This window comes from Vibrio sp. Hal054, from assembly GCF_037162405.1.
Taxonomy (GTDB): domain Bacteria; phylum Pseudomonadota; class Gammaproteobacteria; order Enterobacterales; family Vibrionaceae; genus Vibrio; species Vibrio diazotrophicus.
This window is the reverse complement of the sequence record NZ_JARLUT010000001.1, coordinates 2,320,928-2,333,095: the sequence shown is the minus strand read 5'-3', so window position 1 is coordinate 2,333,095 and position 12,168 is coordinate 2,320,928. Positions and strand designations below refer to the sequence as shown.

Annotated in this window: 9 protein-coding genes; 5 read left to right on the top strand and 4 right to left on the bottom strand. The window is 41.1% G+C overall.

Features of this window, described 5'->3' with window-relative positions:
• Window positions 1-390: 390 nt before the first annotated feature.
• Window positions 391-558: a hypothetical protein gene (locus tag P4S58_RS10750; protein WP_337163961.1), complete on the bottom strand. Its 168-nt coding sequence runs from the start codon at window positions 556-558 to the stop codon at window positions 391-393.
• 397 nt (window positions 559-955) lie between these two features.
• Here P4S58_RS10750 and avs1a point away from each other — a divergent pair, with 397 nt between their 5' ends.
• The 5 genes from avs1a to ltrA all read left to right on the top strand — a co-directional run bounded on the left by avs1a (window position 956) and on the right by ltrA (window position 10,406).
• Window positions 956-2,146 (top strand): AVAST type 1 anti-phage system MBL fold metallo-hydrolase Avs1a, encoded by a 1,191-nt coding sequence (gene avs1a / locus P4S58_RS10745; protein WP_337163960.1) that lies wholly within the window; start codon window positions 956-958, stop codon window positions 2,144-2,146.
• Window positions 2,140-3,816: a S1 family peptidase gene (locus P4S58_RS10740; RefSeq protein ID WP_337163959.1), complete on the top strand. Its 1,677-nt coding sequence runs from the start codon at window positions 2,140-2,142 to the stop codon at window positions 3,814-3,816. Before avs1a ends, P4S58_RS10740 begins: the two co-directional genes overlap by 7 nt.
• A complete protein-coding gene (locus P4S58_RS10735; RefSeq protein ID WP_337163957.1) occupies window positions 3,804-7,889 on the top strand; it encodes a hypothetical protein in 4,086 nt (1,361 codons plus the stop codon). Before P4S58_RS10740 ends, P4S58_RS10735 begins: the two co-directional genes overlap by 13 nt.
• 10 nt (window positions 7,890-7,899) lie before the next feature.
• Window positions 7,900-8,157 (top strand): AVAST type 1 anti-phage system protein Avs1c, encoded by a 258-nt coding sequence (avs1c, locus tag P4S58_RS10730; protein ID WP_337163956.1) that lies wholly within the window; start codon window positions 7,900-7,902, stop codon window positions 8,155-8,157.
• 776 nt (window positions 8,158-8,933) lie between these two features.
• Window positions 8,934-10,406: a group II intron reverse transcriptase/maturase gene (ltrA, locus tag P4S58_RS10725; protein WP_337163954.1), complete on the top strand. Its 1,473-nt coding sequence runs from the start codon at window positions 8,934-8,936 to the stop codon at window positions 10,404-10,406.
• Window positions 10,407-10,535: 129 nt separating this feature from the next.
• On the opposite strand, the gene P4S58_RS10720 is transcribed toward ltrA, so the two are convergent.
• From P4S58_RS10720 to bcp, 3 genes are all read right to left on the bottom strand, one after another.
• Window positions 10,536-10,787 carry a hypothetical protein gene (locus P4S58_RS10720; protein WP_337163953.1) on the bottom strand — a complete coding sequence of 84 codons (252 nt, stop codon included), beginning with the start codon at window positions 10,785-10,787 and terminating at the stop codon, window positions 10,536-10,538.
• Between the two features lie 133 nt (window positions 10,788-10,920).
• Window positions 10,921-11,574, bottom strand: a complete 654-nt coding sequence (locus P4S58_RS10715) for a recombinase family protein (protein ID WP_337163951.1) — start codon at window positions 11,572-11,574, stop codon at window positions 10,921-10,923.
• Between the two features lie 39 nt (window positions 11,575-11,613).
• Window positions 11,614-12,078, bottom strand: coding sequence for a thioredoxin-dependent thiol peroxidase (gene bcp, locus P4S58_RS10710; protein ID WP_337163950.1), 465 nt, complete (start codon window positions 12,076-12,078; stop codon window positions 11,614-11,616).
• Between the last annotated feature and the right edge of the window lie 90 nt (window positions 12,079-12,168).

Genomic DNA, 12,168 nt, shown 5'->3' with positions numbered 1-12,168 from the left:
AAGAGACTTTCTACATTTGCAAATTGTTTAACACTATGAAATTTATGACTTTATTATCAATAATTGCAGCTATGGAATCTATCACATCAATGTTATCTAATGTCGGATCATATAAAATTCTATTTTAAAGTAAGGAAACAACATGCCCATATATCAATGTGGGGTAATGTCGGATCAAATGGATTAGGTCTATGCAGATGGGACATCATTCGAGAAAAGAAGTATAAGAATTTGATTTAACAAGCCTAATAGATATTTTGTCTAAGAAATGCTCTCTGTTTTGCTTAAATATATTGATGTGAAGCTAAACTGCGACATTGAGCCAATAAAACGCTAGTGAATACGAAGTTACGGGCGACTAAACAGATTACATGGTTAAAAATACCCCTTTTATGTTTTTGTTGGCCCAGCAAAGCGTCCATATGCAGACTTGGGCGCTTTAACTTTAAGATGTTTACCAAATGATGATCTGGTATTTCTTGAATGAGCTCGCATACGTTTGATAGCACCTTCAACATCTATATCTTCGCTATCTCTTCTGCTTTTATCTAGAGTCAAAATAATCCCCCTTTAGATGTTATGACTATCAGTTATATTTGCTCCCAAGTAAATTTTAGTATAGCAAAACCAGTTTACCAACAGTTGAAAAGAATATGTAACTAGAAAGGTTTGGGGCAGAACCGAGCTAGCCACAGTTGCTAGCTCAGCGTTGGGCTATATATTGCTAAATTAGTATTTAACGGATTACTTGAGGTATAGCAAACCTCTAATCAGGTGTCCAAAATTACTCATCCACTACACTCCAACTAAATTCACTGCAAATCATTAAGCTTTTTATTGCCCTTACAAATAGTTAGAAGAAAAACCGTAAGTTACGTAAAATGAACACTATAGAAACTATTTGCCTAGCTACTTGTTAGACTTTTATACACAACTACAGCACTAAGGATGTAACGTGCGAATCAAAATGTACCCTGCTCAAAATGGCGATGCTTTTCTGCTAAGTACCGACAAAACTAACATCCTTATAGATGGTGGATATGCCAGAACTTTTAATACATACATACAAAAAGATCTTGAAGAACTCGCAACTAGAGAAGCATGTTTAGATTTAGCTATCGTAACTCATATTGACGCTGATCACATTGGTGGAGTAATTCGCTTTCTGGCATTAAACGGTGATTCAAGATCAAATAATATAATTTCTATCAAAGATTTTTGGCACAACAGCCTTCGTAGTCTGACCTCTGTAAAAAAAGAGGTAGGGCTATCACATCAAGACCTTGAAGTGATTGATGCAATTAACAAGCGAGGCCACCCCAAAGAGCTTAATCCAACATCAGGCTTTAACGAAATCAGCGCTCGGCAGGGCTCAACAGTAGCAGCTTTGCTTAATGATGGGGAGTACGTTTGGAACGAAAGTGATGGAACTCAGAGCATATGTACTGATTCTGTACGAGAGAAGCGATTCAGAGATGGTTTCGTAAAGGTGTTGGCACCCTCGAGAGAGCGACTAGAGAACCTAGTTAAGTTATGGAAGCGAGATTTAAGGCGTCTTGGTCTTATTGGCTCTATAGGCTCAAGTCAAGCCATCGACGATGCTTTTGAACTCAGCTTTGAGCATAAAACTGACAGTCAAACAACCAAAAAGCAGCTTATCTCTGCAGGACGTACAAAAAGCCTTGCAGACGTATACAAACCAGATAACTCAACCGCAAATGGAAGTTCTATTGCAACTATTATCGAACTAAATGGTATTCGATTGCTAATGCTTGCAGATGCATTTGCAGAGGATATTTTAAGAGAACTTCGTAAGATGGAAGATCTAGGGGAATCCATGATGTTTGATGCAATCAAAATATCTCATCATGGTAGTAACTACAACACTAGCCCGGAATTGCTTAGCGTTGTGGATGCTCCAAGATACTTCATTTCCTCAGACGGCAGCAAACACAACCATCCTGATATTGAGCTTCTTCGCGCGATAGTTGATAGGCAGGCAAGTTTTACACGAACTCTATATTTTAACTACTCAACTAAAGAATCCAGAGAGATTAAAGAATTCCAAACAGCTACAGGAGCTACTTTTGTTGTAGAAGAAAATGCTACTGACTGGATAACGATTACCAAGGAATATTCATGCTAGATACAGAAATGAAAGTGGCTACTTGTAAAATTGAATGCGGTAATGAGTCAGGTAGTGGGGCACTAATCACATCAAACTTCGTATTAACTGCTGGCCACTGTGTGAGCGACGCACTAGATAATGATGCAGACATCAGTGTTATTTTTAACCCAGACTCTACCCCTTCTGTATTGAAAGCTAGTATTCGTGCTCATGACACAAACTTAGACATAGCTGTATTGGAATTGGAAGCTGAAAGTAATATATCCCCGATAAACCTCAGTAGTTTATTACCTATAGAGGGGAGTCGCTTCTATTCTTATGGGTGGCCTGTAAGTAAACTGACTATGGGCCACCGTTTGGAAGGAATCATTAACCAAACGTTCAAAACCCCTAAATTAGGCTCTGATATAGAGATCAGTATAGATGAACCATTGTCTTTAAATGACTATCAAGGACTTTCTGGAGCTGCTGTTGTCAGTAATGGGGCTTGTGTCGGTGTTATTAGGGTTTCAGTTGAAAAAACCATTGGTGTTGTTTCTATATCTAGTTTGCGCAACTTTTTGGGCAGCTGTGGAATCAGTGTCGAATCTAATGACGACGGTTTTAAGCATCAAGAATTGGCCTCTAGAAAGTCATTTAATGAACAATTTGATAAACTTGCTTTGGCTCAAGACAACAGCTACCTCTTTATCAATGGAGCCCATGGCATAGGTAAGTCAACATTTTGTGAAACATACATCCCGACAAACTCTTCTTTAGAACACTTTGGTACATATAGCTTTACTCCTCCCAAAAGCTCCAAAAACGCGACCCAATTAGCTCAACCACAAGAGTTTTTCAACTGGTTAAACATGCAAGTTTCAATGTTCATTAGTGGTACACCTGGACGCGAAGAAACTTGTGATTATCCAGAGTTAATAGCTAAGACAGAGCAACTCTTTAAAAAACTCAGTGAAGCTTACTCCTCAAGAAACGTAAAAGGGATATTGTTCGTTGATGGTCTGGATGAAGTAGAGCGTCAAGACGCAGAAACTCTTAACAAGTTCATGGGGCTATTACCTATGGTGTTGCCTACAGGGTTTGTGATTGTTCTCTCTGCACCTAGCTATGAGCAATTTGCAACTCGACTAGGTAACAGGCTTGCAGGTGAAGCATGTATTTCTATGCCCTCTCTTATAGACAGTACTGTTAAAGAGTTTTGCTACAGTGCTCTTACCGTGGGGTATGCTAATTCAAAAACTGTAAACTTGATCTGCGAACGAGCCCAGGGCCACCCATTATACCTTCGCTATTTAATCGACCTCGTAAACTCAGGTACGAGCAATGATGAACTAAAAGATTTACCGTTAATTGATGGAAGTATTCGAAAATACTATGACTTGCTGTGGCTGAAACTTAAGGAAGATAATGATGCTGTAAATTTACTAGCAATAGCTGCTCGTTTACGTTGGGGGATTCCCATCGACCAGTTCACTAACATTTTGACCCCAAATGAACAGAGCATATTGGTTGGCACTCTTGGAAGAATACAGCACTTACTATTAGATCCGAATGAAACGAAAATTTATCACTCTTCTTTTTCTGAGTTTTTACTTGAGAAGACAGCATTACGGGAACGTGACGTTCAATCACGACTAGCTGACTACTGTGAAAAACAAGTCAAAAAAAGTACTGCTTGCTCAACTTAATCTACCATGGACTCAAAGCAGAAGAGTCAGACAAAGCACGCGTGGTAGCTTTGTGTACTCAAGGTTGGGTTGACAATTGCGTTTATCAAGGGGTTGAGCCCGATACTCTCCTAGAAGATCTTAAAGGTGTTTTAAAAGTAGCAACTGAGCTAGGTAGTTTAGTTGAAACAGTTCGAATCCTTCTACTTTGCCAAAGAATTCAATTCCGGTACAACACACTATTTGCTCAATCTGCTGATTTAACAGCGAATGCTTTGATCTCTATTGGGAAAAAGCAGGAAGTTCTACAGCACGTAACTCGATATGGGCAGCTAATTATACCACTAGATGAAGCTCTAGTCGTTGCATTGGAGCTCATTGACGCTGGCAGTCATATGGACGCTCTAGAGTTGTTGAACGTTGTGGAAAGATACTTAACAGAAGCCCTTGAACAGGTGTCTAGCAAAAATGGACTTTCTTATAGCGAATTCCTAGATTTTTATGACCTTCAAACGCAACAATATCTTTTAAAACTTCTGGCTGGTGATGTTAGAGCTCAAAAAACACTTGCTAACTTCCAATATTATTGGATGAAAGTGATCGATAAGACTGCAGTCGATAAAAAAGCAAGCAAGCATCTTCGCTCCCAAATGACTGCTTACTTCCAAGCCGCATCAATGTGCTTGATCAGTAGATATATGTCTATTTCTCAACTTCGAGAGTTTTACTCTGGCCCTTTAAGTGAACTAGCAGAACCAATCGTATTTATAGTCCCACTTTATCAAGCACTATGTAAGAGATACGATGTAATTCATGATAGTGCCTTAATCGGTCAAGTCTTTTCCGATATTGAGACCTTGATTTCAGAAGCTTGGGAAGAGGAAACGAGCATACACCCGAGTATGATCGATTGCTATATATCTCTAGGTGCGCCTAGAAATATTGTACTGGCATTAGGAGAAGATCCTAGTGAAGCACCTTTACCTATCTCGTTTATTGCTGAGGACAATGTTTCTATTGATTTATTAGAACTTGAAAACGGTATAGCTGCATGGAGGTTTAAAGCGTTTGTTGATCCTGACTTTACCTATCCAACCCTAGTCACTTTATCTGCAAGTACATGGTTAAATGGAATCGAATCAATATGTAGAACCATAGCTTGGTGTGATGGTGCCGCAAGGCGGTTCAAAGAAAATGAGGACACAATAGGGTTAGATATTGTATGGAAGATCCTATCGCAAGATGTTTTAAACCACTTAAGATTCAGCCTAGTACAACGTGTCCAATGGGAAGATGCCTATGGTTTGCCAGAGAGTATTGTTCCCCATTTATATCAATCAATTACAAACTTAACCGCTGAGTTATACCCTCATAAAATTTGTGACTTACTAAGTTTTATCGATGAGCAATTTAACTCACAATGTGGCCTCTACTCAGAAGGTTTTAGACGCATTCTTAAGCAAGTTCTAACAATTGTTGTTGGTCAGTCAATAGACGTAGAGGTGGAAGATCAAGCATTTCTATTGCTGCAACGTTGGAAAAACTATGTTAGTTCAAACCTTGAAAATAGATATGAGCTTGTGCCAGAGTTGTTGGGTTTAGTTCCACTTTATGCCAGATTAGATGCCTCGGATGAAGCTCAGAAAACTTATCAGCTAGTTTTATCATTCTCAATGGGGCCGAGTTGGTACAAGGAAGATCAGCTTGGCTTAAGCATTACTGTGCTGGAGTCTATTAACAAAGCATCCACCGTTGAATCAGAAGTTCTTAACCAAATAGCAGGACTATTAGATGCTGCGGGTGGAGAAATGACTTTCCAACGTTTTGTTCGTTATGCTAAGCGAGATTTCATCGGAGCTTTGTGCCAAAGAGGAGCCTTTAGTAGTGCTGTAAATTACTTTATCCGCCAAACCTACGGTACCCTTGAGCAGATGTATCAAGATGTGACTCGAGGAGATATAGATCGCGTTTCAGCTTTAAAAGGTACTCGTTTCCCTGGAACTGCTTTGGATGAGCAAGATTCGATTCTATCTCTTATTACCCCTCTTATTCCGCAGGCTGATTGGCAGCTCTGTTGGGCTCTATTGGAGTGTTTCCAGTTTGGTGACTCTCGCCATATAGACCGCTTCACACGAGCGTATAGCCTACTAATTGACAAAATAGCAAACGATAGAACTTCTCTGGATCTGGCTCTTGATCGGATAGAGATTATATGTGAGTCTGAATTTAATAACTTAAAAGACCGTTCAGAGTTTGTAGCATCAGTAACATCCTACTTAGATGAACATCTCATAGAAACATTTGCAATAAGATTCCCAGATTACACCATTCAACCAGATGTAGATTCATCTGACTCTCCATTACATAAAGATTCAAAATCAGAAAGTCGGGAAGCTGAAACAAAAGAAGTAGACACGATTCCTTTACCAGGAACTTTTGGTTCTAACTGTTCGATTGAAGAGGCCAATGTAGCCTTGTCTAATGCATCCAGATACTTGCGCCGCAGAAATTACTCAGAAGCTAAAAAAGAAGTAATCTCAGCAATGAATGCTATTCAAGATGGTGGATGGTCTTTATGGTTTGGCTCTTCGTCGGTTGTTGAGCAAGGAAAGTCACTACTTTTACAAACTGACAGCTCTGTTTCTGATTTAGTTAAGCTGCTTTCACCTTTAATTGTAGATAAACGTTACACTGAGATCTGGCGAATCGCAGAAAGTTTAATAACATGGTTAGCTATTCAGTGCCCATATGAAGAGCAAGTTCAACTCTTAAAGCTAGCAAATGAACACACTAGCTTGATGGTCGGGAGTTTAGAAGAAATAGATAGTTATACGCTTCTAGATAATGAGGGTGATTTATCTTATTGCCTGACTAAGCTTATTCTTCATGCTATCGAGCATCCAACCTGGCTAAGGCGAGAAAAAGCATCAGAAATGCTAATGTGGCTATCAAGAAGCTACCCAGATTTCGTTCAGCTTTTTGGAACGAGAGCTTTTTCGATGGATAGTGGGGTTCACCCAGACTTAATTTGTGGTGTCCTTGAAAAAACATCTACAACCCAGAATGCTTGGGAAGCTTTAGCTCAAGCAATTGATTTTAAATTCATAAAACATAACTGCATGCATGTCGGTAGATATTCAGCTTTGGTGCAACTTGCTAGGCAAGCTGCTGTGAAAGGCTCGGAATCTGCTGAAGATGCTTTGGATGTATTGACGGCTCGATTCAATAGCGTAAATGATATAAGCGCAGAGGATAATGCCAGATTGCCTACATGGGCTGAAAGTAATCAAGCCCAATGGACTAAATTAGAGAAACTGGGCTTAACAAAAACTAGTGTAGTGAATAAGGCAGAGTCAATATTGCAAGAAGTATGCTCTCCATTATCAATCGAAGATAGCTTAGAGTTAGAACAGCTATTGGCAGAAGGTCATTATGGAAATGCAAAGCAACCAAATCGCTGGTCTGATAAGGTTTGTTACGCACTTCAAGTCGCATTACAGAATGTTGCAGATGAATCAGTATCTAAACATATTGAAGCTATATTCCGAAAGTACAATCCAACTCGCATAGAAAATCTGAGAATCACAAATTTCGAGTCGCACGCTAAAAATTGGATTAACTCTCAGAAACTAAAACCGGTGCATGGAGATAGTATTTATTTAGACTATTGTGAAAGAGTTTGGTTCGAAGATGAACTGAGACTAGTTCGACTGACGGCATACATAACAGATAGCCCAGAAAACCTTCCTCTTCCTTCTGGGCGCTTCTTATCAACAAATAAGCCTTCACCAGACAGCACTAGCCTGATTGATACCTGTGTTAATGTTGAAGCTTTACCTGCTTACTTTGGTAGTTTTACACCAGCTATACCAACCACTCACTTTATGAGATTAACCGGAATAAGTAACTCAGATATTATCCGAGGTTGGTGGAAGTCAGGACGAGTAAAAGAGAAATATGAAGGAGCTCCAGCCCATGAAGGATGCTTCTTGTCTATTAACTCAAATGCTCTCAGGTTGCCATATGGGTTCACTTTGACTTGGGTATTTGAGTTAGATTTAGAACCTGTTGGATTAATTTCATTAGGGCGATAATGGAGGATATATGAAATTTGAGCCAATGGAGACACCAGATACTAGGTCGGAGTTTGAACTACGATTTCACTATCTGCAGAACATGATTAAACAAGGGAAGTTTCACGTAAATGCAAATATCTCTATGGATGGGTTACTTAAAGTAAGAAAGCTTCCAAACGGACGGATAGACTTCTTAAGTGTTAATGAGCAAGCTCGCCTTCACGCAAACAATATGTATCACATGCGTAATTTCAAGCTACCCGACAATATTGATCTTGATGAATAATAGGTTAGCGCTGAATACCATTAGTAAACTGTAGTGGTCAGGTATAACTGACTACTACATAATGGTTACTCGTACCGAAAGATCATAAAGCTGACCAATGAAATATAATTTCTAGATGTTGTGCAGAGTTCGGATAACTTGTGGTAGGATAAGCGATCATGAATTGTAAATGCATGAGTACTTACTCTAAGCAGTAAAGGGGCGTGCGACGTGAAGTCGTATGAAGCGCTGTTCACCGCTTAACGAGTGAACCATCTGTATCACCAGATGAACCTAGGAGCCTGAATAAAGTAGCGGCTCTGACAATGTAACGAAGAATGGGGTGATCCCGTTCGGGGTCGAAACCGTGAGGGGACGGCTCTCCTGATAACCACGAATCGGGTGAGTGCTAGGTAGTCAGTATGATGAACATATGTGAATCTGCGTAAGGGGCGTTATCCTTGCAAGCAGCGGAAGTGGTTAACACGCTGTAGCCAAAAGGCGCGAGAGTTGGAAAGAGATTGCCCCATGCTCTTTCGTGATCGTTAAGCTCTCCGCTCCATAGCAGGCATCTACCCTGACATTGCGCGACATACGGAACACGGTAAGCCTGTATCGCTCCCTTTGGGAAAGCCTCTGTGGCCGATAGTGATGCAGGTAGAGGATGTTGGAAAAAGCGAAAGCTGCATTGTAACGATGCAGATACAGATTCCTATCTGATCACGAAAGTGAGCTGACTTCCGACTGGTCTTCCGTTGCAAGAGAATTTGAAGAACTTTATTCAAGGAGATAAGCAAATGATGATTTCAAAAGAGATTAGTGCATCTCCTGACAGTGCTCAATGGCAATCCATAAATTGGAAAGTCGTAGAATCCCATGTATTAAAGCTTCAGATGCGTATTGCAAAGGCAACACGAGAAGGTAAACAAGGCAAAGCTAAAGCATTGCAATGGATACTGACTCACTCGCGTTCAGCAAAGCTTCTTGCTGTTAAGCGGGTATCACAAAACAAAGGCAGTAAAACGCCAGGAATTGACGGCGTTATCTGGAATACAGATACGCGCCGCATGAAAGCTGTCAATCAATTGAGCAGAAAAGCTTATCAAGCCAAACCGCTCAAGCGTATCTACATCCCCAAGAAAAACGGCAAGCTCAGACCACTTGGTATCCCCTGTATGATAGACAGAGCGCAGCAAGCGCTTCATCTTCTTGCACTAGAGCCAATATCGGAGACCGTTGCCGATCCCAATAGCTATGGCTTCCGACCTAATCGAAGCACTGCTGATGCGATTCAACAGTGTTTCATCTGTTTAAGTCAAAAGAAATCCGCGCAATGGATACTCGAGGGAGATATTAAAGCCTGTTTCGATAAAATTGGACATCAATGGCTAATCGAAAACATACCAGCAGACAAACGGATGCTGGGACAATGGCTGAAATCTGGCTATATAGATAAAGGATTGTTCTACCATACCGTCGAGGGCACACCGCAGGGCGGAATTATATCTCCAACTCTGATGTTGATGACTCTTGCTGGTCTGGAACAACGCATAAAATCTACCGCCCTCAAAAAGGGGGTGAGAGCCAACTTTATTGGATACGCCGATGATTTCGTCGTCACCTGTGCTTCAAAGGAGGTGCTGGAGAACGATATCAAACCGTTGATTGCTGAGTTCTTAGCGGAAAGAGGCTTAACACTCTCCGAAGAGAAAACGCACATTACCCACATCAGCCGTGGTTTTGACTTCCTAGGTTTCAATCATAGGAAGTTCAAAGGAAAACTGCTCATTAAACCGAGCAAATCCAACACTCTGATGCTCTTGAGTAACTTGCGTGAACTAATCAAAAAGCACGCAACCATCCCCGTTAACGATTTAATCAAGTTGATAAATCCGAAACTCAGGGGCTGGTCGAATTACTATCGACACTGTGTTGCTAAACAGATATTCGGATATGTAGGTCACAAGCTATTTCACGCGTTATGGCACTGGGCTAAAAGGCGTCATCCGACTAAGTCTAGAACTTGGATCGCCCTTAAATACTTCATCAACCGTCAAGGTCAATGGCAATTTCACGGTTGGCAGAAGCTCATGAATATGGATTGTCAGTTCAATCTGTTTCAAATCGCCAAGGTGCCAATAGAGAGACATGTAAAAATTAGGAGTGCCGCAACGCCTTTTGACCCTCAATACCAAGAATACTTGGCAAAGAGAAAGTCAAAGAGGCAATGCCGTAACTCTTGGTATGAGCCTGCTCTCGCTGCTTTGTAAGTTGCTGGGTGCCAATCGGTGCCTTCGTGAAGGCTTGAGCCTAGTGCGGTGAAAGTTGCACGCTGGGTTCTTAGAGGGACGACACTTGGTAACAGGTGTCGTCTACTCGACAAAAGTGCGTTGCTGTTGTTAAATGGGGAAGTGTTTTTCCTCATATTCCTCAACCAATGCAGCTAACCTTTCGAGTTCGTCACCTTCGGGAGTTCCTGGTTCGGCTGCATCAAACAGAAATTCTATTCTCTTCAAAGCGGCTTTGTAGTCACCTTCTGAGAGTTCAAGACCCATCTCATCCAATGTTACCGTTGCCAGCTCATCAACATGTGCAGTATAGGGTGTTATTCCCTCAACCAGTTCTTTTTCTGACAACCGTTTTTTACTCATAACTTACTTCTCGATTCAAAAATGGCATTAGATAATTTATAGCATAGTGAGTAGTTAGAAATTAGCCCTGAAACAAGGAAAGGGGCCAAAACGAGTTAGCGAAAAGTGAGGGACGTCAGGCAAACTAGGCTTGCTATGAGAACATGCCCACCTGAAATTCAGCTTTTTTGCTATGAAGCCCACGGGCTTCCAACCAAGAGTAGAACCGACTTCGAGAAATCGATACACCACGTTCGTTCAGTTGCCTAAGAATTTCAGCTTTGGTGGTCTTGGTGTCGAGAAGATTCAATATAAACGCTGTATGCTCATCAAGCCTTGATTTCACCTTCTGCCCCCTCTGACGGCCAGATAATAGCCCTTTGGCTTTACGTTTAGCGTGACCAGCTTTAGCTCGCTCAGAGCGCTTCTGGGCTTCTACAGCACTGGCAAAAGACTGCCCAATAACTGTAAAAATGATTTCAGCATTATCAACGTTCTCTGAGCTTATGATGGTATCGTTGTATGCTAAATGTAGTTCACCATATGAGGCTATTTGACCAATGGCACCTACTAGCTCCATAACTTTATGGCGACCCAACCGAGTGATATCCGATACAATGATACTTTGTTGAGAGGTGATGAGAGAAAATAACTTCCGCTCACTTAACTCTGTCTTGGTGGCAGACACGTGCTCTTCTATCCAATCCGTTATTTGTATGCCACGTTTAGCAGCGTACGCTTTGATCGCTTCTCTTTGTGATTCGCCATCGGCTCTTTGTGAATCTGATACTCGAATGTAGCCAATCATGCCTGCCCCCAAGTTGAAGAGTTAATTGTTCTTGGACGGTTAATTGTTGTTTAGGTAGTCCAATACAACTTCATGGTGATCTTTGGTCTTAAACTTGTTGAACACATGCTCAAGTTTGCCAGACTCATCAATCAGGAAGCTTGTTCTTACAACGCCCATATTTTCGCGGCCCATAAATTTCTTGAGTTGCCAAACATTGTACTTTTCACAAACTGTGTGGTCTTCATCGGCTAGCAAAGTGAAGTTAAGCTCTTGCTTGTTGATAAAGTTAGTTAATTTTTGCGGTGTGTCTGGGCTGATACCAAGAACAACTACATTGTGGGCATCTAACTCAGCTTTAGTATCTCGTAACCCTTTAGCCTGAACTGTGCAGCCGGGTGTTGAAGCGCGTGGGTAGAAATAGAGCAGTACCTTTTTTCCCTGAAACTCAGATAGCGTCACTGGGTTATTGTCTTGGTCATTTAGGGTAAAATCTGGTGCGGTTTGTCCAGCTTCGATTGCCATTGGTTTTGTCCTTACTTTCTCAATTAATAGTATGTGGCGTAGCGTTATTTGCTACGTCCTTTTTAGTGCATTTTTATTACGTTAGAGTGT

What these genes read in the sequence shown, in the direction of transcription:
- P4S58_RS10740 (WP_337163959.1), top strand. Translation starts at nt 2,140, where the DNA reads ATGCTAGATACAGAAATGAAAGTGGCTACTTGTAAAATTGAATGCGGT.
- avs1c (WP_337163956.1), top strand. Translation starts at nt 7,900, where the DNA reads ATGAAATTTGAGCCAATGGAGACACCAGATACTAGGTCGGAGTTTGAA.
- P4S58_RS10720 (WP_337163953.1), bottom strand. Translation starts at nt 10,787, where the DNA reads ATGAGTAAAAAACGGTTGTCAGAAAAAGAACTGGTTGAGGGAATAACA.
- ltrA (WP_337163954.1), top strand. Translation starts at nt 8,934, where the DNA reads ATGATGATTTCAAAAGAGATTAGTGCATCTCCTGACAGTGCTCAATGG.
- P4S58_RS10715 (WP_337163951.1), bottom strand. Translation starts at nt 11,574, where the DNA reads ATGATTGGCTACATTCGAGTATCAGATTCACAAAGAGCCGATGGCGAA.
- bcp (WP_337163950.1), bottom strand. Translation starts at nt 12,078, where the DNA reads ATGGCAATCGAAGCTGGACAAACCGCACCAGATTTTACCCTAAATGAC.